Source organism: Enterobacter sp. K16B, from assembly GCF_020216105.1.
Lineage (GTDB): Bacteria > Pseudomonadota > Gammaproteobacteria > Enterobacterales > Enterobacteriaceae > Enterobacter > Enterobacter sichuanensis.
Genome location: NZ_JAIWJZ010000030.1, coordinates 19,043 through 43,519, shown reverse-complemented (window position 1 = coordinate 43,519; position 24,477 = coordinate 19,043). Strand labels below are relative to the sequence as shown.

Sequence of the window (24,477 nt, the reverse complement as noted above, 5' to 3'; positions counted from 1 at the left end):
TCTTCATCTGTTTGTATGGATATCGCTTTCCGGCCACTTCGCTTTCCCCTATGCTACTCCAGTTTCACTTAGAAGGTTGCCCTGACATGTCTCAACTCAAAGCGCAGCTGCGCCGCGATGGTTTTACGTTTAAACAATTTTTTGTCGCTCACGATCGCTGTGCCATGAAGGTCGGTACAGACGGTATTTTACTGGGAGCGTGGGCGCCTGTCGCAGGCGTTAAGCGTATTCTTGATATCGGTACCGGCAGCGGGCTGGTGGCGTTGATGCTGGCGCAACGTACTGAAGAGCATGTCACCATTGACGCCGTCGAACTGGATGCGCAGGCAGCAGAGCAGGCGGGTGAAAATGTGGCTGAATCCCCGTGGGCGGCCCGGATGAGAGTGGAGTGCGCGGATGTGCTGGCCTGGGCGCCTGAACAGACCGCACGATACGATTTGATCGTCAGTAACCCTCCGTACTACGAGCCCGGCGTTGAGTGCGGTACGCCTGAGCGTGAGCAGGCGCGTTATACCCATTCCCTCGATCATAAAGCCCTGCTCATCAGTGCGGCAGAACTCATCTCTGAAGACGGTTTTTTCTGCGTGGTGCTGCCGGAAAGCACGGGCAACACATTTATTGGTATCGCCCAGGAGATCGGCTGGACGTTACGTCTGCGTACTGATATTTCGGACACGGAAGGTCGGCTGCCGCACCGCGTGCTGCTGGCGCTCTCGCCGAAAGAGGGGGAATGCTTTAATGATCGAATGGTGATCCGTGGGCCAGACCAGCGTTATTCCGAAGATTACACTGCCCTGACCCAGGCGTTTTATCTGTTTATGTAAACCTGCGGGGCGAGTATTGACGGGCCGGACTCCGCAAGCTGATCCGGATAGTCCAGGGTATAGTGCAAGCCGCGGCTCTCTTTGCGCATCATCGCGCAGCGAACGATCAGCTCGGCAACCTGTACCAGGTTACGCAGCTCCAGCAAATTGTTGGAGACACGGAAATTGGCATAGTATTCATCAATTTCCTGCTGCAGCATGGTGATGCGGCGCAACGCGCGTTCAAGACGTTTCGTGGTGCGCACAATTCCGACGTAATCCCACATAAACAGCCGTAGCTCATGCCAGTTATGCTGAATCACGACCAGCTCGTCCGGGTTTTCCACACGGCTTTCATCCCACGCCGGTAAGCGTTCTGTCTCACGGGCATAAGGCATGCGTTTCGTGATGTCTTCTGCGGCAGACCAGCCGTATACCAGACACTCCAGCAGCGAGTTAGAGGCCATACGGTTCGCGCCGTGAAGGCCGGTATAACTCACTTCACCGATAGCATACAGGCCATCCACATCGGTACGACCATGATCGTCAACCATTACGCCACCGCAGGTATAGTGAGCGGCTGGGACAATGGGGACCGGATCGCGGGTTAAATCAATGCCCAGACCGAGCAGTTTTTCGTAAATCATCGGGAAATGCTGACGAATAAATTCCGCAGGCTTGTGGCTGATATCGAGATACATGCAGTCCACGCCAAGACGTTTCATCTCATGGTCAATGGCGCGAGCGACGATATCGCGGGGGGCCAGTTCGCCCCGGTCGTCAAAGTCCGGCATAAAGCGGGTGCCGTCAGGGCGTTTCAGGTAAGCCCCTTCTCCGCGCAGGGCTTCCGTCAGCAGGAAGTTGCGTGCCTGCGGGTGAAACAGGGCGGTCGGGTGAAACTGGTTAAACTCGAGGTTCGCTACGCGACAACCGGCACGCCAGGCCATAGCGATCCCATCTCCGGAGGCAATGTCCGGATTAGTGGTGTACTGATACACCTTGGAAGCCCCCCCCGTCGCCAGCACGACGGCTTTCGCCTGACAGGTTTCCACCTTCTCTTTATTCCGGTTCCAGACCCAGGCCCCCACCACGCGACGCGTGCCGGGCAGGCCAATTTTGTCGGAGATAATCAGGTCAACGGCATTACTTCGTTCAAGCACCCGAATATTAGGATGGTTCAGCGCTTTACTGACCAGCGTGCTCTCTACCTCTTTTCCGGTGGCATCCGCTGCGTGCAGGATGCGGCGGTGGCTATGGCCGCCTTCGCGGGTCAGGTGGTAGCTCTCTTCACCGTTGGGTTGGACCTGCGTATCGAATAACACGCCCTGGTCGATGAGCCACTGAACGCAATGACGGGCATTGCTGGCGACAAACTCTGCGGCGTGCGCATCCACGATCCCGGCCCCGGCGATCAGCGTATCGTCGACGTGGGATGCAATGCTGTCTGTTTCATCAAACACGGCGGCAATGCCACCCTGGGCGTAAAACGTGGAACCTTCACTGATCGGCCCTTTACTCAGAACGATTACGTTCTGGTGCTCGGCCAGGCGCAGCGCCAGAGAGAGCCCGGCAGCGCCGCTGCCGATGATCAATACATCACAATGGAGTTCGGGTGTTGTGTTCATGATTGTTGTTTAATTTACTAAACAGTGTTGAGTCAGAATAGCACCCGTGTGCGATATATCGCACGTTTTTTTTAAAGGTTGTTGCAATGGCTAAACGAGTAAGCCGAGGTAAACGGAGGGTAAATGAGTGAAATTATTTTGCGAAGCAGATCGTTAGCGTCAGATTTTGTGGTGAAATAAAGACTGTGTTGCGTTACTCTTCTGGCGGGAAAAAGATGTTTCTTGTCAGAAAGTGGTGCGTATCGTGAACAGACTTATAATGAGAGAAAATGACCAGTCTGCGGCGCGATGAACAAAAACAAAGGCGTTACGGAACTTATTGAAGAACAGACACTCTAATTCGGTGCTTGCTCAAAGTGCAGTGTTTTTAGAGTGGCGTTTCGCTAACGCGTGGAATTTAGGTTTGGGGAGACATTACCTCGGATGAGCGAGCAGTTAACGGACCAGGTCCTGGTTGAACGGGTCCAGAAGGGAGATCAGAAAGCCTTTAACCTACTGGTGGTGCGCTACCAGCATAAGGTGGCGAGCCTGGTTTCCCGCTATGTACCGTCAGGCGACGTGCCTGATGTGGTGCAAGAGTCTTTTATTAAGGCCTATCGCGCGCTGGATTCTTTCCGGGGAGATAGTGCTTTTTACACCTGGCTGTACCGTATTGCGGTCAATACGGCAAAGAACTATCTGGTCGCTCAGGGCCGTCGTCCGCCATCAAGTGATGTGGACGCTATCGACGCCGAAAACTTCGAAAGTGGCGGCGCACTGAAAGAAATTTCGAACCCTGAGAACTTAATGTTGTCAGAAGAACTGAGACAAATCGTTTTTCGCACGATCGAGTCGCTCCCGGAAGATTTACGCATGGCAATTACGTTACGGGAGCTGGATGGTCTGAGCTATGAAGAGATAGCCGCTATCATGGATTGTCCGGTCGGCACGGTACGTTCACGAATTTTCCGTGCGCGAGAAGCCATTGATAATAAAGTTCAACCGCTTATCAGGCGTTGACGATAGCGGGATACTGGAAAAGGTATTAGGCATGCAGAAAGAAAAACTTTCCGCTTTAATGGATGGTGAAACGGTAGATAATGAGCTGCTCAACGAGCTGTCTCATTCTCCCGAAATGCAAGAGACCTGGGAGAGTTATCATCTCATCCGTGACACCCTTCGCGGTGATACCGGCGAGGTTCTCCATTTCGATATCTCAGCACGCGTCATGGCGGCAATTGAGAATGAGCCTGTTCATCAGACCACTCCGCTGATTCCTGAAGCTCAACCCGCGCCCCACCAGTGGCAGAAAATGCCATTCTGGCAAAAGGTGCGTCCGTGGGCCAGCCAGCTTACCCAAATGGGTGTAGCTGCATGCGTATCGCTTGCAGTTATCGTTGGCGTCCAGCACTATAATGCTCAGTCTGAAACTAATCAGCAGCCAGAAGCGCCAGTGTTTAATACACTGCCGATGATGGGCAAAGCCAGCCCGGTTAGTCTGGGCGTACCGGCTGATGCTTCCGCCAGCGGCGGCCAGCAACAGCAGGTCCAGGAGCAGCGCCGTCGCATTAATGCGATGTTGCAGGATTACGAGTTGCAGCGTCGTCTGCACTCTGAACAGCTTCAGTTTGAGCAGGCGCAAACACAGCAAGCCGCTGTGCAGGTGCCCGGAAACCAAACTTTAGGAACGCAATCGCAGTAATGAAGCAACTTTGGTTCGCCATGTCTCTGATGGCGGGTAGCCTGTTCTTCTCTGCCAACGCCTCGGCTGATGTTTCATCCGGGGCGTTGTTGCAGCAAATGAATCTGGCCAGCCAGTCACTCAATTACGAGTTGGCATTTATCAGCATCAACAAGCAGGGCGTCGAATCGTTACGCTATCGCCATGCCCGTCTTGATAACCAGCCACTCGCCCAGCTTTTACAGATGGATGGTCCGCGACGTGAAGTGGTCCAGCGTGGTAACGAAATCAGTTATTTCGAGCCAGGCCTGGAGCCTTTTACGCTGAATGGCGACTACATCGTTGATTCTCTGCCGTCACTGATTTACACCGACTTTAAACGGCTTGCTCCTTACTACGATTTTATTTCGGTAGGGCGTACACGCATCGCGGACCGGTTATGCGAGGTGATCCGCGTGGTTGCCCGGGACGGAACGCGCTACAGCTATATTGTCTGGATTGACGCGGAAACCAAACTCCCCATGCGTGTAGATCTGCTCGACCGTGACGGTGAAACGCTGGAACAGTTCCGCGTGATCTCCTTCAGCGTGAACAACCAGGTTGGTAACAGCATGCAGAATCTGGCGAAAGCCAGCCTGCCGCCGCTTCTTTCTGTTCCGGCCGGGGATTCCGTGAATTTCAACTGGGTACCGTCCTGGATTCCACAAGGGTTTAGCGAGGTTTCCAGCAGCCGTCGGCAGTTGCCAACAATTGAAACGCCGGTGGAATCGCGTCTCTATTCCGACGGGTTGTTCAGCTTCTCGGTGAATATTAATCGCGCAACGGCAAACAGCGCCGAACAGATGCTGCGCACCGGGCGTCGTACGGTCAGTACCACGGTACGCGATAACGCTGAGATCACCATTGTGGGCGAGCTTCCCCCGCAAACGGCGAAGCGCATTTCCGACAGCATTAAATTCAGGACCGCACAATGATTAAAGAGTGGGCTACGGTTGTCTCGTGGCAGGATGGCATTGCGCTGGTGAGCTGTGATGTAAAAGCCTCATGTAACAGTTGTGCCTCCAGAGCCGGTTGCGGTAGCCGCGTGCTGAATAAGCTCGGGCCGCAAACCTCGCACACGATTTCTGTGCCAAGTGAGCAACCGCTAATGGCAGGGCAGAAGATAGAGCTGGGTATTGCCGAAGGGAGCTTGCTCAGTTCCGCGATGCTGGTTTATCTCTCTCCGCTGGTCGGGCTGTTTATTATGGGCGGCCTGTTCCAGATGCTGTTCGCTACCGATGTGGCCGCCATGTGCGGTGCTGCACTGGGTGGCGTGGGTGGATTTTGGCTTGCCAAAGGTCTCTCTCCGAAGCTCGCGACGCGTGAGGAGTGGCAGCCTGTCATTCTTAGCGTTGGCCTTGCGCCAGACCAGCTTCGCGTTGAAACGCTCTCTTCTGAGGCCCGGTGATCCATCGGGCTTTATCATTTTTTACGTCCTTAAACAGAAAACGTCCTTTCTTCACGCTATACCTGTCTCTAAGTGCATTTCCAGGTAGCGAGGATGTAGTGTAGAATGCTGCGTTTTCGCACTGAAAAACGTCAGGCTAAGAACAGCGGCCTCCAGGAATTCGTAAGGCATAATTATTTAACTATATGAAGAACATACGTAACTTTTCGATCATTGCTCACATTGACCACGGTAAGTCGACGCTGTCTGACCGTATTATCCAGATTTGCGGTGGCCTGTCTGATCGTGAAATGGAAGCCCAGGTTCTGGACTCCATGGACCTGGAACGCGAACGCGGTATTACCATTAAAGCGCAGAGCGTCACGCTGGATTACAAAGCGGCTGATGGCGAAACCTATCAGCTGAACTTTATCGACACCCCAGGCCACGTTGACTTCTCCTATGAGGTTTCACGCTCGCTGGCGGCTTGTGAAGGCGCGCTGCTGGTGGTCGACGCCGGGCAGGGCGTAGAAGCCCAGACCCTGGCAAACTGCTACACCGCGATGGAAATGGATCTCGAAGTTGTGCCGGTTCTGAACAAGATCGACCTGCCAGCCGCCGATCCTGAGCGCGTAGCGGAAGAGATTGAAGATATTGTCGGCATTGACGCGACCGACGCTGTGCGCTGCTCGGCGAAAACCGGTGTCGGCGTGACCGACGTGCTGGAACGCCTGGTGCGTGATATTCCGGCCCCGGAAGGCGATCCGGATGCTCCATTGCAGGCGCTGATTATCGACTCCTGGTTTGATAACTATCTGGGCGTTGTCTCCCTGGTGCGTATTAAAAACGGCACCCTGCGTAAAGGCGACAAAATCAAGGTCATGAGTACCGGACAGGTCTACAACGCCGACCGTCTGGGTATTTTCACGCCAAAACAGGTCGATCGTACCGAGCTGACATGCGGCGAAGTAGGCTGGCTGGTCTGCGCCATCAAAGACATCCTCGGCGCGCCAGTGGGCGATACCCTGACCGGTGCACGTAACCCGGCAGAAAAAGCGCTGCCAGGCTTTAAAAAGGTCAAACCGCAGGTTTACGCGGGCTTGTTCCCGGTCAGCTCTGACGACTACGAAAACTTCCGTGATGCGCTCGGCAAACTGAGCCTGAACGATGCCTCCCTGTTCTACGAGCCAGAAAGCTCAACGGCGCTGGGCTTCGGTTTCCGCTGCGGCTTCCTCGGTCTGCTGCACATGGAGATCATTCAGGAGCGTCTGGAGCGTGAATACGATCTGGATCTGATCACCACAGCACCGACGGTAGTGTATGAAGTTGAAACCACGTCGAAAGAGGTGATCTACGTCGACAGCCCGTCCAAGCTTCCGCCGCTGAACAACATTCATGAGCTGCGTGAGCCAATTGCAGAGTGTCATATGCTGTTGCCGCAGGAGTACCTGGGTAACGTCATTACGCTGTGCGTTGAGAAGCGTGGCGTGCAGACCAACATGGTTTACCACGGTAACCAGGTGGCGCTGACCTATGAAATCCCGATGGCGGAAGTGGTTCTCGATTTCTTCGACCGTCTGAAGTCGACCTCCCGTGGCTATGCGTCGCTGGATTACAACTTCAAGCGTTTCCAGGCCTCCAACATGGTACGTGTGGACGTGCTGATCAACGGTGAGCGTGTGGATGCGCTGGCGCTGATCACTCACAACGACAATGCGCCATACCGTGGTCGCGAGCTGGTTGAGAAGATGAAAGATCTGATCCCTCGCCAGCAGTTTGATATCGCGATCCAGGCGGCCATCGGCAACCACATCATCGCGCGTTCTACCGTGAAACAGCTGCGTAAAAACGTTCTGGCGAAATGTTATGGCGGTGACGTCAGCCGTAAGAAAAAGCTGCTCCAGAAGCAGAAAGAAGGTAAGAAGCGTATGAAGCAGGTCGGTAACGTCGAGCTGCCGCAGGAAGCATTCCTTGCCATCCTTCATGTTGGTAAAGACGGCAAATAACCCTAAGGAGTTGGCATGGCGAACATGTTTGCCCTGATCCTGGTCATTGCTACCCTGGTGACAGGTCTGTTGTGGTGTCTGGATAAGTTTATCTTCGCCCCAAAACGTCGCGAACGTCAGGCTGCCGCGCAGGCAGCCACTGGCGACGGGATTGACGCGAAAACCCTGAAAAAAGTTGGCCCGAAACCGGGCTGGCTGGAAACAGGCGCCTCGGTCTTTCCGGTTCTGGCGATTGTGCTGGTGGTACGTTCGTTTATTTACGAGCCGTTCCAGATCCCATCCGGTTCCATGATGCCAACGCTGCTGATTGGTGATTTTATTCTGGTAGAGAAGTTTGCCTACGGCATTAAAGATCCTATCTACCAGAAAACGCTGATCGAAACCGGTCATCCGAAACGCGGCGACATCGTGGTGTTCAAATATCCGGAAGATCCGCGCCTGGACTACATCAAGCGCGCGGTAGGTCTGCCGGGTGATAAAGTGACCTACGATCCGGTTGCGAAGGAAGTCACCGTTCAGCCAGGCTGCAGCTCCGGTACCGCCTGTGAAAATGCGCTGCCAATCACCTACTCCAACGTTGAGCCAAGCGATTTTGTGCAGACTTTTGCCCGTCGTAACGGCGGTGAAGCGACCAGCGGGTTCTTCCAGGTCCCGAAAGGCGAAACCAAAGAGGACGGTATCCGTCTGGTTGAACGCAAAGAGACGCTGGGGGATGTGACTCATCGCATCCTCACTGTGCCGATCGCGCAGGATCAGCTGGGTATGTATTACAAACAGCCGGGCCAGCAGCTGGCGAGCTGGATCGTACCGCCTGGACATTACTTCATGATGGGTGATAACCGCGATAACTCTGCGGACAGCCGTTACTGGGGCTTTGTGCCGGAAGCGAATCTGGTTGGTAAAGCAACCGCGATCTGGATGAGTTTTGAGAAGCAGGAAGGCGAATGGCCGACCGGCGTACGCCTGAATCGTATTGGCGGAATCCATTAATTCGCATTAAAAGAACACGTAGCCGCGTTATTTCGCGGCTACGTGAATTATTTCCACGATAAATCTCTTCGAACTAACGACATCCCCTGTCGTTGTGTATAGAATATTCCCCCGAAGTTTAAGGTTGGCCCTGCAAGGGTGCCACGGCACACGAAACCGCGTTGGTTTTCTCAGGTCGGTTTCGTGTGCTGCATTTTTGACGCATTCATTTATTGGTATCGCATGAACCCCATCGTAATTAATCGGCTTCAACGGAAGCTGGGCTACACTTTTCATCATCAGGAGTTGTTGCAACAGGCATTAACCCACCGCAGTGCCAGCAGCAAACATAATGAGCGTCTCGAGTTTTTAGGCGACTCTATTTTAAGTTTCGTGATTGCGAATGCGCTTTATCATCGTTTCCCGCGCGTGGATGAAGGTGATATGAGCCGCATGCGTGCCACGCTGGTTCGGGGTAATACCCTTGCGGAAATCGCGCGTGAATTTGAACTGGGCGAATGTCTGCGTCTTGGGCCGGGTGAACTGAAAAGCGGCGGCTTCCGTCGTGAATCTATTCTTGCCGATACGGTCGAAGCATTAATTGGTGGTGTGTTCCTGGACAGCGATATCCAGACCGTAGAAAAGCTGATCCTCAACTGGTATCAGACCCGCCTGGACGAAATCAGCCCGGGCGATAAACAAAAAGATCCGAAAACGCGTCTGCAGGAATATTTGCAGGGTCGTCATCTGCCGCTGCCATCGTATCTGGTGGTGCAGGTTCGTGGCGAAGCGCACGATCAGGAATTTACCATCCATTGCCAGGTCAGTGGCCTGAGTGAACCGGTGGTGGGCACAGGTTCAAGCCGCCGTAAGGCTGAACAGGCTGCCGCCGAACAGGCGTTAAAAATGCTGGAGCTGGAATGAGCATCGATAAAACCTATTGCGGATTTATTGCCATCGTCGGACGTCCGAATGTTGGCAAATCCACCCTGTTAAATAATCTGCTCGGGCAGAAAATTTCCATTACCTCGCGTAAGGCGCAGACCACGCGTCACCGCATCGTGGGCATCCATACGGAAGGCGCGTATCAGGCGATCTACGTCGATACCCCTGGCCTGCATATGGAAGAGAAGCGTGCCATCAACCGTCTGATGAACAAGGCGGCGAGCAGCTCCATTGGCGACGTAGAGCTGGTGATTTTCGTTGTTGAAGGCACCCGCTGGACGCCGGACGACGAGATGGTGCTGAACAAGCTGCGTGACGGCAAAACGCCGGTCATCCTCGCGGTCAACAAAGTTGACAACGTGCAGGAAAAGGCCGACCTGCTGCCGCATCTGCAGTGGCTGGGCAGCCAGATGAACTTCCTCGACATCGTTCCGCTGTCCGCTGAGACCGGCCTGAACGTGGATACCATCGCGGGTATCGTGCGTAAGCACCTGCCGGAAGCGATTCACCACTTCCCGGAAGACTACATCACCGATCGTTCTCAGCGCTTTATGGCGTCTGAAATCATCCGTGAAAAGCTGATGCGTTTCCTGGGCGCTGAACTGCCGTACTCTGTGACGGTGGAGATCGAGCGTTTCCAGAGCAACGAGCGTGGCGGCTACGACATCAATGGCCTGATCCTCGTTGAGCGTGAAGGGCAGAAGAAGATGGTGATCGGCAACAAAGGCGCCAAGATCAAAACCATCGGTATTGAAGCCCGTAAAGACATGCAGGAGATGTTCGAAGCGCCGGTTCACCTCGAACTGTGGGTGAAAGTGAAATCTGGCTGGGCCGATGATGAGCGTGCTCTGCGCAGCCTCGGTTACGGCGAAGACCAGTAACCTAAGACGACGAGCATATGGATGGATGGCAGCGTGCCTTTGTCCTTCATAGTCGTCCCTGGAGCGAAACCAGCCTTATGCTGGACGTCTTCACGGAAGAGTCGGGTCGTGTGCGCCTTGTTGCCAAAGGCGCACGTTCGAAACGTTCTAATCTGAAAGGCGCCTTACAGCCTTTCACGCCGCTGCTGGTTCGCTTTGGCGGGCGTGGGGAAGTGAAAACCCTGCGCAGTGCCGAAGCCGTCTCCCTGGCGCTCCCCCTTTCCGGCATCACACTCTATAGCGGTCTGTACGTCAATGAACTCATCTCTCGGGTTCTGGAACATGAGACGCGCTTCTCTGAACTGTTTTTCGATTATCTGCACTGTATCCAGGCCCTGGCTGGCGCAACCGGCTCGCCTGAACCCGCCCTGCGTCGTTTTGAGCTGGCCCTGCTGGGCCACCTGGGCTACGGTGTTGATTTTCTTCATTGCGCGGGCAGTGGGGAAGAGGTTGATGAGACGATGACCTATCGCTATCGCGAAGAAAAAGGGTTTATCGCCAGCGTCGTGATTGATAACAATACCTTTACCGGACGCCAGCTCCGGGCGCTGTATGAGCGTGAGTTTCCCGACCAGGACACCCTGCGCGCAGCAAAACGCTTTACCCGGATTGCGCTCAAGCCGTATCTTGGCGGCAAGCCCTTAAAGAGCCGCGAATTATTCAGGCAGTTTATGCCGAAACGTTAGACCACAGAATCGAAAAGAAAACCGAGGATTGTCATGGCTGAATTACTGTTAGGCGTCAACATTGATCACATCGCCACACTGCGTAATGCGCGCGGCACGGCGTATCCCGATCCGGTTCAGGCGGCGTTTATCGCTGAACAGGCTGGCGCCGACGGCATTACCGTTCACCTGCGTGAAGATCGCCGCCATATTACTGACCGCGACGTGCGCATCCTGCGTCAGACGCTGGATACCCGCATGAATCTGGAGATGGCGGTCACCGAAGAGATGCTGACCATTGCCTGCGAAACCCAGCCGCATTTCTGCTGCCTGGTGCCTGAAAAGCGTCAGGAAGTGACGACCGAAGGCGGTCTGGATGTTGCCGGCCAGCTCGATAAAATGCGCGATGCCTGCAAACGCCTGGCGGATGCCGGTATCCTGGTGTCTCTCTTTATTGACGCCGATTTCACCCAGATTAAAGCGGCGGCCGACGTGGGTGCGCCGTATATCGAAATTCACACTGGCTGCTACGCTGATGCCAAAAACGATGAAGAGCAGGCTAAAGAGCTGGAGCGTATCGCAAAAGCCGCGACTTACGCCGCGAGCCTGGGGCTGAAGGTTAACGCCGGACACGGTCTGACCTACCACAACGTGAAAGCCATTGCCGCCCTGCCTGAAATGCATGAGCTGAATATCGGCCATGCGATCATTGGCCGTGCGGTGATGAGCGGCCTGAAAGAGGCGGTCTCAGAAATGAAACGCCTGATGCTGGAAGCGCGTCAGTAATGGCCATTCTGGGCTTAGGCACCGATATCGTTGAAATAGCCCGCATTGAAGCGGTGATCGCCCGTAGTGGCGATCGCCTCGCAAGACGCGTGCTGAGCGATAACGAATGGGCTATCTGGGAAGCGCATCAGCAGCCGGTGCGTTTTCTGGCGAAGCGCTTTGCGGTCAAAGAGGCCGCCGCTAAAGCCTTCGGAACCGGCATTCGTAATGGTCTGGCGTTTAACCAGTTTGAAGTGTTTAACGATGAGCTGGGTAAGCCACGCCTGCGTTTATGGGGCGAGGCGCAAAAGCTGGCAGAAAGGCTGGGCGTGAATCACATGCACGTGACGCTTGCCGATGAACGGCACTATGCCTGCGCGACGGTGATTATTGAAAGCTAGAGTTTGTCCGCATGGTGCATCAGAACAAACTTATCCCATAACTGCTCTTCGCTCTCAACGTGTGCCGGATCCTTCAGGATGGTATTCGGGATCGGGCACACTTTCTGACAGGTCGGCGTTTCATAGTGGCCGACGCACTCCGTGCAGCGGTCGCTGTTAATCTCATAAATGCTGTCGCCCATCGAAATGGCCTGGTTCGGACACTCCGGTTCGCACATATCGCAATTGATGCATTTTTTGGTAATTAACAGCGCCATCAGGAAATTCTCAGAAACAACACAAACTGGGCGGGCATTATACGCGTCAAACCAGTTTCTTTACCAGTTCTTCACTGTGACGAATACGATCTGGCGCATGCTCCAGATCCTGTTGCACCAGCGCCATAAACAGCAGGTCGGTCAACATCATTTGCGCACTCGTCGAGGAGATCGCGGCGCTGCGCGTGGCCTGCTCTTCTGCAATGGTATATAAACAGCGCGTAGCCCGTTGCTGCAGGGCATTTGGCGTAAAACCGGTAATCGCCAGAATTTTACCGCCGACGCGCAGGGCTTCATCGGTGGCCATATTGATTTCACGGCGCTCGCCGGAATAGGAGATCGCCAGCAGCAGATCGTCAGGATCCATCGCCTGTACGGTCGCCAGCAGGGCGTGCATATCCTGCTCGACGATGGCGTTAAGCCCAATTTTTGTCAGCTTCCAGCCAAAGTTACGCGCCACCAGTCCGGACGCGCCGATGCCGGTCAGAATGATACGCCGTGCGCCACGCAGCATCGCCACGCTCTCCAGCAACTTCTCTTCCGTATTCACGTCAAGTGTCGCATGCATCGCTGCGACGTTCTCCTTGATCAGCTTTTCGCCCACCAGCCGCATCGGATCATCACCGCGGATCTGATTATGCACCGGCATAGACTGCGGGTTGGGGTTGCTTGCCAGCGCTTCACTGATCGCCAGTTTGAGGGCAGGGAACCCCTTAAAACCAATCTTCTGGGCAAATTTCACCACGCTCGACTGGCTCACCCCGGCTTCGCCCGCCAGCTGCTGCGAGCTGAGATGGCGCGCGCGATCGGGTTGAGAAAGCAGAAAATCCGCCAGCTTTTTGTCGCTTTGAGCAAAGCCTGCATAACGCTGGCGAATGCGAATTAAACAGTTCATAGGTTCTCCTGGCGGAAATGTGATGGTCTGCGCAAATACGAATAGTGCTCGCCTGAATGAATTTTATATTCCATTATAGTGAGATTATTATGAATTAAAAATTCTAGAGGTGCAAAAATGAATCTGGGCTCACTTGTTTCAGAAACCCGTAACCCGCAAACCATGGATCTGGATGCTCTTTCCACGCTGGAGCTGGTTAACCGCTTTAATCAACAGGATACGCTGGTCGCGCAGGCAGTGAAAGAGACATTGCCTGAGGTGGCGAAAGCGGTCGATGCGGCGGCGGAAGCCCTCAAGGCCGGTGGACGCATTATTTACATGGGCGCGGGGACCAGCGGACGTCTTGGGGTGCTGGATGCCTCTGAGTGTCCACCGACCTTTGGGGTGCCGCACGGCCTGGTGGTCGGGTTGATCGCCGGGGGACCTGGTGCGCTGCTGAAAGCCGTTGAAGGGGCGGAAGATAATAAACAGTTGGGGGAGGATGATCTGAAGGCGCTGAACCTGACAGCGCAGGATCTGGTGGTCGGGCTGGCGGCCTCCGGGCGCACGCCATACGTCATTGGCGGTCTGGAGTACGCTAACCAGACTGGCTGCACGACGGTGGCCATCTCCTGTAATCCGGGCTCACCGATTGCCCAGGTGGCGGCTATCGCCATCTCGCCGGTGGTTGGGCCGGAAGCGCTCACCGGATCCACACGCCTGAAATCAGGTACCGCGCAAAAGCTGGTGCTCAATATGATCTCCACCGGCGCGATGGTGAAATTTGGCAAGGTGTATCAGAACCTGATGGTGGATATGCAGGCCACCAACGTCAAGCTGGTGGACAGAGCCTGTCGCATGGTGATGGAAGCGACGGGCGCCAGCCGTGAAGAAGCTGAAGCGGTCCTCAAACAGACCGATCATGACGTTAAACCGGCCATTCTGATGATCTTAAGCGGGCTGGATGCGGCGGCGGCGAGAGCCAGACTCGACGCGCATCATGGCTTCTTACGGGCGGCATTAGAAAACTAACAGAGGCGTGTATGGACAAAACAGCAGCGCTCGCCAGCGATATCCTGCAGGGTATTGGTGGGGAACAAAATATTCAGCGTCTCGAAAACTGCATGACGCGCGTGCGCGTCGAGGTGCATAACGACGACCAGCTTGATGTGCCGCGTCTGAAGCAACTCTCCGGCGTCAGCGGCTACGTAAAACAGGGTGAGCAGCATCAGCTTATCGTCGGGCCGGGAAAAGCGGCGCAGGTTGTTGATGCCATGCGTGCGCTGATGGGCGGTGGGGCGAGCGTGTCGATGGACGATGCTGAACGCACCAGAGCGCAGGCAAAGGCCAAATACAAAGCCCCCATGAGCGATGCGCTGCGACAGCTGGCAAACGTCTTTATTCCGCTGATCCCGGCGTTTATTGCCTCGGGCCTGATCACCGGGATCATCAATATCCTCAAGCGACCGGATATTGTGGGGGATTTCGCCACGCAGTATCCAAACCTGTTGGGGATTCTTGGGATCTTCGGCAGCGCGGTGTTTGCCATCATGAACATTCTGGTCGGGGTCAATACCGCGAAGGTGTTTGGCGGCTCGCTGGCCATGGGTGGGGTGATGGCGGGGATCTTGTCCAGCCCGCAGTTGGCGCAGATAACCCTGTTCGGTGAGGCGCTGCAGCCGGGGCGCGGCGGGGTGATTGCGGTGCTGCTGGTGGTCATCCTGATGTGCTGGATCGAGAAAAGGCTGCGCGCGATTTTGCCCGGCTCGATTGAGCTTATCCTCAACCCACTGCTGACCACGCTCATTACCGGTAGCGTCGCGGTAGTGGCTCTCCAGCCGTTAGGCGGGTGGATCTCTGAGGCCATCGCCCACGGCGCGTCGCTGGCGATTGACCGTGGCGGCCTGTTAGTGGGGGCGGTGCTGTCAGGTACCTTCCTGCCGCTGGTACTGACTGGCCTGCATCAGGGGCTGGTACCGATCCACGTCGAGCTGGTTCAGGCGCACGGCTATAACGCGCTGCTGCCTATTCTGTCGATGGCGGGGGTAGGGCAGGTCGGCGCGGCGATTGCCGTACTGATGAAAACCCGCAATGCACGTCTGAAAAAAGTGATTAAGGGCGCTCTTCCGGTCGGACTGCTCGGTATTGGCGAACCGCTGATTTTTGGCGTCACGCTGCCGCTGGGTAAACCGTTCCTTGCTGCATGTCTGGGCGGTGCGGTAGGCGGGGCGCTGATCAGCTACTGGAAAGTCGCCACCGTGATCACCTTTGGACTCTCCGGTTTACCGCTGGCGTTAACCATCGTCACCGGAAAAGTCATGCTCTATCTGTTAGGCTATTTAGTAGCAGTGATCGCCGGGTTCCTGTTTACCTGGCTGTTAGGCTTCAACGACCCAGAGGAGTAAGGTTTGGCAAAGCACGCGCGTCGCATTGTCTTTTTTGACCTGGATGGAACGCTGCATCAGCAGGATATGTTTGGCACGTTTATGCGTTACCTGCTGCGGCGTCAGCCTTTGAATGCGCTGCTCGTATTACCGCTCTTACCGGTGATCGGTATCGCGCTGCTGGTGAAAGGTCGTGCAGCGCGATGGCCGATGAGCCTGCTGCTCTGGGGATGTACGTTTGGCCACAGCGAAGCGCGGCTCAAACAGCTTGAGCAGGATTTTGCCCACTGGTTTCGCGGTCATGTCGCCGCGTTTCCTGTCGTACAGGCGCGCCTCACCGGTTACCTCGATGCCAACGATGCCGACATCTGGCTGATTACAGGCTCCCCGCAGACGCTGGTGGAGCAGGTCTATTTTGATACCCCCTGGCTTCCCCGCGTCAACCTTATCGCCACGCAAATAGCGCGGGGTTACGGCGGCTGGGTGCTGACCATGCGCTGTCTGGGGCATGAAAAAGTGGTGCAACTGGAGAAACGCATCGGTACGCCGCTGCGCCTGTACAGCGGCTACAGCGACAGCAAACAGGACAACCCGCTGCTCTATTTCTGCCAGCATCGCTGGCGCGTCACTCCTGCGGGCGAACTTCAGCAACTCGAATAGTCTTATCCATAAGGGGTGTGTATAATGCCGCCCGCTTTTCGAGTGGAGTATCAACCGTTGCCAAACCCTGAATACAGTCATGAATACTGGATGCGCCACGCGCTTACGCTCGCGCAGCGTGCCTGGGACGAAGGCGAAGTGCCCGTGGGCGCCGTGCTGGTTCACAACAATCAGGTGATTGGCGAAGGGTGGAACCGCCCGATTGGACGCCACGATCCGACCGCCCATGCCGAAATCATGGCGCTTCGCCAGGGCGGTCTGGTGCTGCAAAACTATCGTCTGCTTGATACCATGCTGTATGTCACGCTTGAACCGTGCGTGATGTGTTCCGGTGCGATGGTGCACAGCCGGATCGGTACCCTGGTCTTTGGCGCGCGGGATGAAAAAACCGGTGCAGCCGGTTCACTGATGGACGTGCTGGGTCATCCTGGAATGAACCACCAGGTGAAGACTATCGGTGGGGTACTTGCACCAGCGTGTTCGGCGCTATTAAGCGATTTCTTTCGAATGCGCCGTCAGCAGAAAAAGCAACAAAAGGCAGAATTGAAGCGCTCGGACGATTAAGCTCGTCCGGTGCCACGACCGGATAACTTTCTGCCAGCTGTTTTGCCTCTGTTGCCTCTTTCTCTTTCTCCAGCAGATATCCGACCAGGCTAATCTGATATTTACGGATATTTTCCACGTAGGCGTACGCTTCATGGCCGCGCGCGTAGCCGTATGTCAGCTTGTTATACCAGGGCTTCTGGCTCAGCAGCGGCAGGCGCTGTTTTACGTCTGACCAGCTGTCGGGGTTACCTTTGGTTTTCGCCGTCAACGTGCGTGCATCCAGCATATGCGCGTAGCCCATATTGTAAGCCGCCAGCGCAAACCAGATCCGCTCTTCTTCCGGCACCGTTTCCGGTACTTTAGCCATCATATCCTGCAGGTAGCGCGCGCCGCCGCTGATGCTCTGCTCGGCATCGGTACGGTCATTCACCCCCAGGCTCAGCGCGGTATTTTTGGTTAACATCATCAAACCACGTACGCCAGTCGGAGACGTGGCCTGGGTATCCCAGTGGGATTCCTGATACGAAATAGCCGCCAGCAGTTTCCAGTCAATTTCCTGGGCGTATTTTTCGAACAGCGGCTGCAGGTCCGGCAGGACGCTGTCTACCGCTCGCAGGAAACTGCGGGTGTCAACGTAGTCAAAGTCATCACCATGGCCGAGGTACTTCTCTTCGAGACGCGCCAGGGTACCGTCTTCATTGATGGTGTTGAAGAAATCGAGCATCGCGGCAGAGAGGGTCTGGTCGTTGTCGAGCTGGGTAAACCAGGTGACCGGCTGTTCGTCGGTGACGTCCAGCGCCACGGCGATTTCAGGATGCACGCGCTGGAAAAGGCTGATCGCGACCGAATCGGCGATGGTGTACGGCACTTTCTGATCTTTAACCTGTTCCAGCAGCTCCGTCGTGCCGAGTTTCGCCTCCACCGTCCAGCTCAGGTCCGGGTATTTCTTCTCCTTGAGTTCGCGCAGATCGTCAATCACCACATGGCCCGGGGCAATCGTCAGCTGTCGATCGTTAATCGACGCCAGCGAGCGCGGACGCTGGCTCCCGACACGATAGACAAGCTGTTGCGAAACGGAGTAGTAGGTCGGGCCCGGCTGATAGTTTTTGCTGCGCTCGCTGTTATACACCAGCCCGGCGGCGAGGATGTCGGCATCGTCGTTGTCGAGGTCATCAAACAGCTGGTTGATATTCTGACGGACGGTAATTTTAAGCTTCACGCCAAGATAATCGGCGAACTGTTGCGCCAGTTCGTAATCCAGACCAATGATTTTGCCGTTGATGTCGCTGTAAATCAGCGGAGAGTTGAGGGTACTGACGCGGAGTTCTCCCCGCTCCTGAATGGCGGCGATACGGTTTTCGGCTTTACCGAACCAGGGGATGGAAGGCCAGAGGGCCACTGCCAGCAGCAACGTCACAATGCCGATGAGCAGATAATTAATCTTTAATTTTTTCAATTAGTTAATTCTCTGCGACGCCGGTTGCCTCAGTCTGCTGTAGCCATGTTAACAATAAGGTTTGCCATTGAATGAGCGGCATTTTGCGTAAACTTGCGCCACTTGGCAACCAATTAGAGAGACAGGTCACAACTATTGTTAAAAGGCGACGTCGATTTTATTTCGACGCAAACGGTTTCGTCGGCGCTCAGGATTCTCTATAATGACGCCCGTTTTCCCCCCTTGCGCACACTGTAAGCGCCCCGGCGCTTCGAAGACGAGAGACTTATGATGGAAATTCTGCGTGGTTCGCCTGCACTGTCTGCCTTCCGTATTAACAAACTGCTGGCACGTTTTCAGGCGGCCGACCTTCCGGTAAGCAATATTTACGCTGAGTATGTCCATTTTGCTGACCTGAATGCCCCCCTGAATGCAGAGGAGCGCGTACAGCTGGAACGCCTGCTCAAGTATGGCCCAAGCCTGAGCAGCCATACGCCAACCGGCAAACTGATCCTTGCGACGCCTCGTCCGGGCACCATCTCCCCCTGGTCTTCCAAAGCCACCGATATCGCCTACAACTGTGGTCTGAGCCAGATTAACCGTCTGGAACGCGGCGTGGCGTACTATGTGGAAGCGTCAACCCTGAGCGACGCACAGTGGCAGGCGGTTGCGGCTGAACTGCACGATCGCATGATGGAGAGCGTGTTTGCCTCTCTCGATGACGCGCAGAAGCTCTTCTCCCACCATCAGCCTGCGCCGGTACAGAGCGTTGACCTGCTGGGGCAGGGCCGTCAGGCGCTGATTGACGCCAACCTGCGTCTCGGCCTGGCACTGGCAGAAGATGAAATCGACTACCTGCAGGATGCGTTTGTTAAGCTCAACCGCAACCCGAATGACATCGAACTCTACATGTTCGCGCAGGCGAACTCTGAGCACTGCCGCCATAAGATTTTCAATGCCGACTGGATTATCGACGGCGAACAGCAGCCGAAGTCGCTGTTCAAAATGATTAAAAACACCATGGAGAAAACCCCTGACCACGTGCTGTCTGCCTACAAAGACAACGCCGCGGTGATGGAAGGTTCTGAGGTGGGCCGCTTCTTCGCCGATCGCGAAGCAGGGCGCTATGACTTCCATCAGGAGCCTGCGCATATCCTGATGAAAGTGGAAACCCATAACCACCCGACGGCGATCTCCCCGTGGCCGGGGGCGGCGACCGGTTCCGGCGGTGAAATTCGTGATGAAGGGGCGACCGGTCGCGGTGCTAAACCAAAAGCGGGCCTGGTCGGTTTCTCCGTTTCCAACCTCCGTATTCCGGGCTTCGAGCAGCCGTGGGAAGAAGATTTCGGCAAGCCGGAGCGCATCGTTACCGCGCTGGATATCATGACCGACGGCCCTCTGGGCGGTGCGGCGTTTAACAACGAATTTGGTCGTCCGGCCCTGAACGGTTACTTCCGTACCTATGAAGAGAAAGTGGAGAGCCACAACGGCGAAGAGCTGCGTGGCTACCATAAACCGATCATGCTGGCGGGCGGGATCGGCAACATTCGTGCCGATCACGTGCAGAAAGGCGAGATCGTCGTTGGCGCGAAGCTGATCGTACTCGGTGGCCCGGCGATGAACATCGGCCTGGGTGGCGGTGCGGCGTCTTCGATGACCTCCGGTCAGTCTGACGCGGATCTCGACTTTGCGTCCGTTCAGCGCGACAACCCGGAAATGGAGCGCCGCTGTCAGGAAGTGATCGACCGCTGCTGGCAGCTGGGCGACGCGAACCCGATCCTCTTTATTCATGACGTTGGCGCAGGCGGTCTCTCTAACGCCATGCCGGAGCTGGTCAGCGACGGCGGTCGTGGCGGTCGTTTCAACCTGCGCGATATCCTGAGCGACGAGCCGGGGATGAGCCCGCTGGAAATCTGGTGTAACGAATCTCAGGAACGTTATGTTCTGGCGGTTGCCGCAGATCAGCTGCCACTGTTTGACGAGCTGTGCCGCCGCGAGCGTGCGCCGTATGCCGTCATCGGTGAAGCAACCGAAGAGAAGCACCTGACCCTGAGCGACACCCATTTCGACAACCAGCCAATCGATCTGCCGCTGGATGTGCTGCTCGGTAAAACACCGAAGATGACCCGTGACGTGCAGACCCGTAAAGCGGCGGGCAAAGCGCTGGATCGTCAGGGCATCACCGTGGCGGAAGCGGTTAATCGCGTCCTGCACCTGCCGGCTGTCGCTGAGAAAACCTTCCTGGTGACCATCGGCGACCGTACCGTGACCGGTATGGTCTCACGCGATCAGATGGTGGGTCCGTGGCAGATCCCGGTGGCGAACTGCGCCGTAACCACCGCGAGCCTCGACAGCTACTACGGTGAAGCGATGGCGCTGGGCGAACGTACGCCGGTAGCGCTGCTGGACTTCGCCGCCTCTGCCCGTCTGGCCGTTGGTGAAGCCCTGACTAACATTGCCGCGACCCAGATTGGCGATATCAAACGCATTAAACTGTCCGCAAACTGGATGGCCGCAGCCGGTCACCCGGGTGAAGACGCGGGCCTGTATGAAGCCGTAAAAGCGGTGGGTGAAGAGCTCTGTCCTGCGCTGGGGCTGACCATTCCGGTGGGTAAAGACTCCATGTCGATGAAGACCCGCTGGCAGGAAGGCAACGAGCAGCGCGAGATCACCTCTCCGCTGTCGCTCATCATCTCCGCGTTTGCGCGCGTGGAAGACGTGCGTCATACCGTGACGCCACAGCTCCTGACCGAAGACAACGCCCTGCTGCTGATTGACCTGGGTAAAGGGCATAACGCGCTGGGTGCCACCGCGCTGGCGCAGGTTTACCGTCAGCTGGGCGATAAACCTGCCGACGTGCGCGATGTGGCGCAGTTGAAAGGTTTCTATGATGCCATCCAGGCGCTGGTGGCACAGCGCAAGCTGCTGGCCTACCACGACCGTTCCGATGGCGGCCTGCTGGTCACCCTGGCCGAAATGGCCTTCACCGGTCACTGTGGCGTTGAAGCGAACATCGCAACGCTGGGCGAAGATCATCTGGCGGCGCTGTTCAACGAAGAGCTGGGTGCTGTGATTCAGGTGCGTGCGGCAGATCGCGACGCCGTCGAAGCCCTCCTTGCGCAGCACGGCCTGGCAGACTGCGTGCACTATCTCGGTAAAGCCGTTCAGGGCGACCGCTTCATCATTGAAGCAGACGGTCACGCCGTGTTCAGCGAGAGCCGCACCACGCTGCGTATGTGGTGGGCGGAAACCACCTGGCAGATGCAGCGCCTGCGTGATAACCCGGAGTGCGCCGATCAGGAGCATAACGCGAAGGCCAACGATCAGGATCCAGGCCTGAACGTGAAGCTCTCCTTCGACATCAATGAAGACATCGCTGCGCCGTACATTGCGACGGGGGCGCGTCCAAAAGTGGCCGTGCTGCGCGAACAGGGCGTTAACTCCCACGTTGAGATGGCCGCTGCCTTCCACCGTGCGGGCTTTGATGCTATCGACGTTCATATGAGCGACCTGCTGGCGGGCCGCACCGGCCTGGCAGATTTCCAGGCGCTGGTGGCGTGTGGCGGCTTCTCTTACGGCGACGTGCTGGGCGCGGGTGAGGGCTGGGCGAAGTCTATTCTCTTCAACAGCCGCGTGCGTGACGAGTTCGAAACCTTCTTCCACCGTCCGCAAACCCTGGCGCTGGGCGTGTGTAATGGCTGCCAGATGATGTCTAACCTGCGTGAGCTGATCCCGGGAAGTGAAGCCTGGCCGCGCTTTGTGCGTAACCAGTCTGACCGCTTCGAAGCGCGCTTCAGCCTGGTTGAAGTGACCCAGAGCCCGTCTCTGCTGCTGCAGGGGATGGTCGGTTCGCAGATGCCAATCGCCGTTTCCCACGGTGAAGGTCAGGTCGAAGTGCGTGATGCCGCGCATCTGGCCCAGCTTGAAAGCAAAGGCCTGGTGGCGCTGCGCTTTGTCGATAACTTCGGCAAGGTCACGGAAACCTACCCGGCTAACCCGAACGGTTCCGTCAACGGCATTACGGCTGTGACCAGCGAGAGCGGCCGTGCAACCATCATGATGCCGCACCCGGAGCGCGTGTTCCGTACCGTGAGCAACTCCTGGCACCCGGAAAACTGGGGCGAGGACAGCCCGTGGATGCGTATTTTCCGCAATGCGCGTAAACAGCTGGGTTAAGTTTTAGCGCACTCCCTGCAGGCCCGGTAAGCGTGAGCGCTACCGGGCTTTTTTATGCGTGTCGCAAAATTGCGACAAAGAAGGTTTGCGGCTGTCTCTAAATGGAGACATTTAACTTGTTGATTTATATATAACAGGAAAGGTTCCTGTTAGGGTGTTGCTTAATGGCGACACTTAGCCTGGAAATTATTCAACCGATAACGAACGGGCTAATTGCGTAAAATGCATATATTTCAACGTATTAATTTTTTGTTTTGCATTCTGGCATGGGTGTTGCATAATATTAACCAGTGGCTCATTCACCTTCTTATGTCAGCCCCTTCGGGACGTGCTACATAAACTTCGAATGACGCACAAAAAGGTGCCTGCCGTCCAACTACTGATCATAGCGATGCTTTATCAGGCCAGGGCGAAACGTCGAGTTAGGCACCGCCTCATTCCATGACAAAGCCGGGTTTTTACCCGGCTTTGTTGTATCTGAAGGGCAGACTCAGTTACGCTCTGCGTAAACCCCCATTAAGAGAGTAATGCGTTGAAACGCTGGCCCGTTTTTCCCCGCTCCCTGCGACAGCTCGTCATGATGGCCTTCCTGCTGATCCTGCTGCCGCTGCTAATCCTGGCCTGGCAGGCCTGGCAAAGTCTGAACGCGCTGAGTGCGCAGGCGGCATTGACCAACCGTACGACGCTCATCGACGCCCGACGCAGTGAGGCGATGACCAACGCCGCGCTGGAGATGGAGCGAAGCTACCGCCAGTATTGCGTGCTTGACGATCGGACCCTGGAAAAGGTTTATCAGAGTCAGCGTAAACGCTACAGCGAAATGCTGGACGCGCACGCGGGGGTACTGCCTGACGACAAGCTCTATCAGGCGTTACGTCAGGATTTGAACGATCTTGCTCAGCTGCAGTGCCACAATAGCGGGCCGGATGCCGCCGCCGCCGCGCGTCTTGAGGCCTTTGCCACCGCCAACACCGAGATGGTGCAGTCAACGCGCACGGTCATTTTCTCTCGCGGCCAGCAACTCCAGCAGGAGATTGCCGAGCGCGGCCAGTTTTTTGGCTGGCAGGCGCTGGTGCTATTCCTGGTGAGTCTTGGGCTGGTACTGCTCTTTACCCGCATGATCATCGGCCCGGTAAAGGGCATCCAGCGCATGATCAACCGCCTCGGGGAGGGGAAATCGCTTGGGGATACGGTCGCCTTTAAAGGCCCGCGCGAGCTGCGCTCCGTCGGCCAGCGCATTATCTGGCTGTCCGAGCGCCTGGCGTGGCTTGAATCACAGCGTCATCAGTTCCTGCGCCATATCTCTCATGAGCTTAAAACGCCGCTCGCCAGCATGCGTGAAGGGACTGAGCTGCTGGCGGACGAAGTGGCAGGGCCCCTCACTTCTGAACAGAAAGAAATTGTCGAGATCCTGGATAACAGCAGCCGCAATCTGCAAAAGCTGATTGAGCAGTTGCTGGATTACAACCGCAAGCTGGCGGATGGGGCGGTTGTACTGGAAGATGTGGAGATTGAGCCGCTGGTGGATATGGTGATCTCCGCCCATAGCTTGCCAGCAAGAGCTAAAATGATGCATACCGACGTAGAACTTAATGCGCCAGCGTGCCTGGCTGAACCCATGCTGCTGATGAGCGTTCTGGATAATCTTTACTCCAATGCGGTGCACTATGGTACTGAATCCGGTAACATTTATATCCGAAGCTATACGAATGGTTCACGGGTGTTTATTGACGTCGCAAATACCGGCACCCCGATCCCTGATGACGAAAAAACCATGATCTTCGAACCCTTTCTCCAGGGAAGTCATCAGCGGAAAGGCGCGGTGAAAGGCAGCGGTCTGGGCTTAAGCATCGCCCGGGACTGTATACGACGCATGCAGGGTGAGCTAAACATTGCCACGGACGCACGTTCCGATGTTTGCTTCCGTATCGAACTGCCCCTGAGCCGGAAAAATCAATAA

General features: G+C 56.0%; 23 protein-coding genes. 19 read left to right on the top strand and 4 right to left on the bottom strand.

Features of this window, described 5'->3' with window-relative positions; genetic code table 11:
* Positions 1 to 86 precede the first annotated feature (86 nt).
* Positions 87 to 824 (top strand): tRNA(1)(Val) (adenine(37)-N(6))-methyltransferase TrmN, encoded by a 738-nt coding sequence (gene trmN, locus LDK53_RS08080; protein WP_059386023.1) that lies wholly within the window; start codon positions 87 to 89, stop codon positions 822 to 824.
* On the opposite strand, the gene nadB is transcribed toward trmN, so the two are convergent.
* On the bottom strand, positions 809 to 2,428 hold the full coding sequence (gene nadB, locus LDK53_RS08075; RefSeq protein ID WP_225285369.1) for an L-aspartate oxidase: 1,620 nt from the start codon (positions 2,426 to 2,428) through the stop codon (positions 809 to 811). The genes trmN and nadB overlap by 16 nt on opposite strands.
* Positions 2,429 to 2,771: 343 nt before the next feature.
* Between nadB and rseD the strand changes: the two genes are divergently transcribed.
* The 12 genes from rseD (at position 2,772) to acpS (ending at position 12,185) form a co-directional block, all read left to right on the top strand.
* Positions 2,772 to 2,855: a rpoE leader peptide RseD gene (gene rseD / locus LDK53_RS23040; RefSeq protein WP_141237592.1), complete on the top strand. Its 84-nt coding sequence runs from the start codon at positions 2,772 to 2,774 to the stop codon at positions 2,853 to 2,855.
* Positions 2,852 to 3,427, top strand: a complete 576-nt coding sequence (gene rpoE / locus LDK53_RS08065) for an RNA polymerase sigma factor RpoE (protein WP_006176728.1) — start codon at positions 2,852 to 2,854, stop codon at positions 3,425 to 3,427. The genes rseD and rpoE overlap by 4 nt, the downstream gene beginning before the upstream one ends.
* A 31-nt stretch (positions 3,428 to 3,458) precedes the next feature.
* Positions 3,459 to 4,109, top strand: coding sequence for an anti-sigma-E factor RseA (rseA, locus tag LDK53_RS08060; protein ID WP_025757638.1), 651 nt, complete (start codon positions 3,459 to 3,461; stop codon positions 4,107 to 4,109).
* Positions 4,109 to 5,062: a sigma-E factor regulatory protein RseB gene (rseB, locus tag LDK53_RS08055; protein WP_025757639.1), complete on the top strand. Its 954-nt coding sequence runs from the start codon at positions 4,109 to 4,111 to the stop codon at positions 5,060 to 5,062. Before rseA ends, rseB begins: the two co-directional genes overlap by 1 nt.
* A complete protein-coding gene (gene rseC / locus LDK53_RS08050) occupies positions 5,059 to 5,535 on the top strand; it encodes a SoxR-reducing system protein RseC (protein WP_225285367.1) in 477 nt (158 codons plus the stop codon). Before rseB ends, rseC begins: the two co-directional genes overlap by 4 nt.
* Before the next feature lie 185 nt (positions 5,536 to 5,720).
* Positions 5,721 to 7,520, top strand: a complete 1,800-nt coding sequence (lepA, locus tag LDK53_RS08045) for a translation elongation factor 4 (protein WP_025757641.1) — start codon at positions 5,721 to 5,723, stop codon at positions 7,518 to 7,520.
* Between the two features lie 15 nt (positions 7,521 to 7,535).
* Complete coding sequence (lepB, locus tag LDK53_RS08040) at positions 7,536 to 8,510, top strand: signal peptidase I (RefSeq protein ID WP_045284607.1); 975 nt, start codon at positions 7,536 to 7,538, stop codon at positions 8,508 to 8,510.
* Between the two features lie 222 nt (positions 8,511 to 8,732).
* Complete coding sequence (rnc, locus tag LDK53_RS08035; RefSeq protein ID WP_003860711.1) at positions 8,733 to 9,413, top strand: ribonuclease III; 681 nt, start codon at positions 8,733 to 8,735, stop codon at positions 9,411 to 9,413.
* On the top strand, positions 9,410 to 10,315 hold the full coding sequence (gene era / locus LDK53_RS08030) for a GTPase Era (RefSeq protein WP_025757643.1): 906 nt from the start codon (positions 9,410 to 9,412) through the stop codon (positions 10,313 to 10,315). Before rnc ends, era begins: the two co-directional genes overlap by 4 nt.
* Positions 10,316 to 10,332: 17 nt before the next feature.
* Positions 10,333 to 11,040: a DNA repair protein RecO gene (recO, locus tag LDK53_RS08025; protein ID WP_045284606.1), complete on the top strand. Its 708-nt coding sequence runs from the start codon at positions 10,333 to 10,335 to the stop codon at positions 11,038 to 11,040.
* Between the two features lie 33 nt (positions 11,041 to 11,073).
* Positions 11,074 to 11,805 carry a pyridoxine 5'-phosphate synthase gene (gene pdxJ, locus LDK53_RS08020; protein WP_025757646.1) on the top strand — a complete coding sequence of 244 codons (732 nt, stop codon included), beginning with the start codon at positions 11,074 to 11,076 and terminating at the stop codon, positions 11,803 to 11,805.
* Complete coding sequence (gene acpS, locus LDK53_RS08015; RefSeq protein ID WP_025757647.1) at positions 11,805 to 12,185, top strand: holo-ACP synthase; 381 nt, start codon at positions 11,805 to 11,807, stop codon at positions 12,183 to 12,185. Before pdxJ ends, acpS begins: the two co-directional genes overlap by 1 nt.
* On the opposite strand, the gene LDK53_RS08010 is transcribed toward acpS, so the two are convergent.
* Together LDK53_RS08010 and LDK53_RS08005 are read right to left on the bottom strand one after the other, a co-directional pair.
* Positions 12,182 to 12,442, bottom strand: a complete 261-nt coding sequence (locus tag LDK53_RS08010) for a YfhL family 4Fe-4S dicluster ferredoxin (protein WP_025757648.1) — start codon at positions 12,440 to 12,442, stop codon at positions 12,182 to 12,184. The two genes, acpS and LDK53_RS08010, sit on opposite strands and share 4 nt — an antisense overlap.
* 46 nt (positions 12,443 to 12,488) lie before the next feature.
* Positions 12,489 to 13,337, bottom strand: a complete 849-nt coding sequence (locus tag LDK53_RS08005) for a MurR/RpiR family transcriptional regulator (protein WP_225285364.1) — start codon at positions 13,335 to 13,337, stop codon at positions 12,489 to 12,491.
* A 117-nt stretch (positions 13,338 to 13,454) separates the two neighbouring features.
* On the opposite strand from LDK53_RS08005, the gene murQ reads away from it, so the two are divergent.
* From murQ to tadA, 4 genes are read left to right on the top strand one after another with little or no spacing between them, the layout of a single operon-like run.
* Positions 13,455 to 14,348, top strand: a complete 894-nt coding sequence (gene murQ, locus LDK53_RS08000) for an N-acetylmuramic acid 6-phosphate etherase (RefSeq protein WP_025757651.1) — start codon at positions 13,455 to 13,457, stop codon at positions 14,346 to 14,348.
* 11 nt (positions 14,349 to 14,359) lie between these two features.
* Entirely contained in the window at positions 14,360 to 15,721 is a 1,362-nt protein-coding gene (locus LDK53_RS07995) for a PTS transporter subunit EIIC (protein WP_225285361.1), read from the top strand.
* Between the two features lie 3 nt (positions 15,722 to 15,724).
* Positions 15,725 to 16,360, top strand: coding sequence for a phosphatidylglycerophosphatase C (gene yfhb, locus LDK53_RS07990; protein WP_025757653.1), 636 nt, complete (start codon positions 15,725 to 15,727; stop codon positions 16,358 to 16,360).
* A gap of 24 nt (positions 16,361 to 16,384) precedes the next feature.
* Positions 16,385 to 16,924 (top strand): tRNA adenosine(34) deaminase TadA, encoded by a 540-nt coding sequence (tadA, locus tag LDK53_RS07985; protein WP_225285358.1) that lies wholly within the window; start codon positions 16,385 to 16,387, stop codon positions 16,922 to 16,924.
* Here the strand turns inward: tadA and mltF are convergent.
* Positions 16,812 to 18,362, bottom strand: coding sequence for a membrane-bound lytic murein transglycosylase MltF (gene mltF, locus LDK53_RS07980; RefSeq protein ID WP_025757655.1), 1,551 nt, complete (start codon positions 18,360 to 18,362; stop codon positions 16,812 to 16,814). The genes tadA and mltF overlap by 113 nt on opposite strands.
* Positions 18,363 to 18,629: 267 nt before the next feature.
* On the opposite strand from mltF, the gene purL reads away from it, so the two are divergent.
* The gene (purL, locus tag LDK53_RS07975; RefSeq protein WP_225285355.1) at positions 18,630 to 22,517 is read left to right on the top strand and encodes a phosphoribosylformylglycinamidine synthase; all 3,888 of its coding nucleotides are present in this window, start codon (positions 18,630 to 18,632) and stop codon (positions 22,515 to 22,517) included.
* A 532-nt stretch (positions 22,518 to 23,049) separates the two neighbouring features.
* Positions 23,050 to 24,477 carry a two component system sensor histidine kinase QseE/GlrK gene (qseE, locus tag LDK53_RS07970; protein ID WP_225285353.1) on the top strand — a complete coding sequence of 476 codons (1,428 nt, stop codon included), beginning with the start codon at positions 23,050 to 23,052 and terminating at the stop codon, positions 24,475 to 24,477.

Bases quoted from the DNA above. Each gene is read 5' to 3' on its own strand.
- trmN (WP_059386023.1), top strand. From the start codon at position 87: ATGTCTCAACTCAAAGCGCAGCTGCGCCGCGATGGTTTTACGTTTAAA.
- nadB (WP_225285369.1), bottom strand. From the start codon at position 2,428: ATGAACACAACACCCGAACTCCATTGTGATGTATTGATCATCGGCAGC.
- rpoE (WP_006176728.1), top strand. From the start codon at position 2,852: ATGAGCGAGCAGTTAACGGACCAGGTCCTGGTTGAACGGGTCCAGAAG.
- rseA (WP_025757638.1), top strand. From the start codon at position 3,459: ATGCAGAAAGAAAAACTTTCCGCTTTAATGGATGGTGAAACGGTAGAT.
- rseB (WP_025757639.1), top strand. From the start codon at position 4,109: ATGAAGCAACTTTGGTTCGCCATGTCTCTGATGGCGGGTAGCCTGTTC.
- rseC (WP_225285367.1), top strand. From the start codon at position 5,059: ATGATTAAAGAGTGGGCTACGGTTGTCTCGTGGCAGGATGGCATTGCG.
- lepA (WP_025757641.1), top strand. From the start codon at position 5,721: ATGAAGAACATACGTAACTTTTCGATCATTGCTCACATTGACCACGGT.
- lepB (WP_045284607.1), top strand. From the start codon at position 7,536: ATGGCGAACATGTTTGCCCTGATCCTGGTCATTGCTACCCTGGTGACA.
- rnc (WP_003860711.1), top strand. From the start codon at position 8,733: ATGAACCCCATCGTAATTAATCGGCTTCAACGGAAGCTGGGCTACACT.
- era (WP_025757643.1), top strand. From the start codon at position 9,410: ATGAGCATCGATAAAACCTATTGCGGATTTATTGCCATCGTCGGACGT.
- recO (WP_045284606.1), top strand. From the start codon at position 10,333: ATGGATGGATGGCAGCGTGCCTTTGTCCTTCATAGTCGTCCCTGGAGC.
- pdxJ (WP_025757646.1), top strand. From the start codon at position 11,074: ATGGCTGAATTACTGTTAGGCGTCAACATTGATCACATCGCCACACTG.
- acpS (WP_025757647.1), top strand. From the start codon at position 11,805: ATGGCCATTCTGGGCTTAGGCACCGATATCGTTGAAATAGCCCGCATT.
- LDK53_RS08010 (WP_025757648.1), bottom strand. From the start codon at position 12,442: ATGGCGCTGTTAATTACCAAAAAATGCATCAATTGCGATATGTGCGAA.
- LDK53_RS08005 (WP_225285364.1), bottom strand. From the start codon at position 13,337: ATGAACTGTTTAATTCGCATTCGCCAGCGTTATGCAGGCTTTGCTCAA.
- murQ (WP_025757651.1), top strand. From the start codon at position 13,455: ATGAATCTGGGCTCACTTGTTTCAGAAACCCGTAACCCGCAAACCATG.
- LDK53_RS07995 (WP_225285361.1), top strand. From the start codon at position 14,360: ATGGACAAAACAGCAGCGCTCGCCAGCGATATCCTGCAGGGTATTGGT.
- tadA (WP_225285358.1), top strand. From the start codon at position 16,385: ATGCCGCCCGCTTTTCGAGTGGAGTATCAACCGTTGCCAAACCCTGAA.
- purL (WP_225285355.1), top strand. From the start codon at position 18,630: ATGATGGAAATTCTGCGTGGTTCGCCTGCACTGTCTGCCTTCCGTATT.